The organism is Methylobacterium sp. WL116, assembly GCF_008039455.1.
Taxonomy (GTDB): domain Bacteria; phylum Pseudomonadota; class Alphaproteobacteria; order Rhizobiales; family Beijerinckiaceae; genus Methylobacterium.
Genome location: NZ_VRUV01000975.1, coordinates 1 through 829 on the forward strand (window position 1 = coordinate 1; position 829 = coordinate 829).

Annotated in this window: 1 protein-coding gene; it reads right to left on the minus strand. The window is 76.2% G+C overall.

Annotation, left to right across the window (positions count from 1 at the left end; translation table 11 throughout):
• Positions 1-829, minus strand: an 829-nt coding sequence (locus FV223_RS28870) for an amidase family protein (RefSeq protein WP_246689861.1), incomplete at both ends; no start/stop codon positions are given.

An 829-nucleotide genomic window follows, 5' to 3' on the forward strand; every position in this document is an offset into this window, starting at 1 on the left:
CCGACACGTTCCCCGCGGGGGGCCAGCAGCGTCACCCCCGCGGGGAACGTGTCGGCCCGGAAGCGCCCGGGCACGGCAAGCGCGCACCAGTCGAGCAGGTTGACGAAGTTGGTGTAGGTGCCGAGCTCGCTGTTCGGCCCGATCGGGTCGGCGGCGAGGTCCGCCACCGTGCGCGGCCGCGGATAGGTCGGCACCGCGAGCACGTCGACCGCGTCCCAGACCGCGTCGGCCGCCCGCCGCAGCTCGGCGAGGCGATAGAGCCCGCCGAAGGCGTCGGCCGCCGAGAAGTGTTCGGCGTTCTCGATCACGGCCCGCGTCGTCGGATGCAGGATCTCGGGCCGCGTCTCGATCACGGCGCGGATCGCCTGGTAGCGCTCGGCCACCCACGGGCCGGTGTAGAGCAGGCGCGCGGTCGCGAACATCGGCGCGAAGTCGACCGGGCGGCCGGCGCCGACGAGGGCTTCGAGGTCGGCGAGGCTCGCGGCGAAGGCCGCCTCGGACAGGGCGTCGCCGGCGAAGTCCAGCCCCTGCGCATCCGGCACGCCGAGGCGCAGGCCGGGCGGGACCGCGGACGCGGCGGGCACGGGCAGGCTCCGCGAGAACGCGTCGGCGGGATCGTGGCCGGCCATGGCGCGGAAGGCGGCGTCGGCGTCGGCCACGGTGCCGGCGAAGACCGAGAGCGTGTCGAGCGTCCGGCAGGCCGGGACCATGCCGCGGGCCGAGACGCTGCCGAGCGAGGGCTTCAGGCCGACGACGTTGTTCAGCCCGGCCGGCACGCGGCCCGAGCCCGCCGTGTCGGTGCCGAGCGCGAAGGCGACGAGCCCGCGGG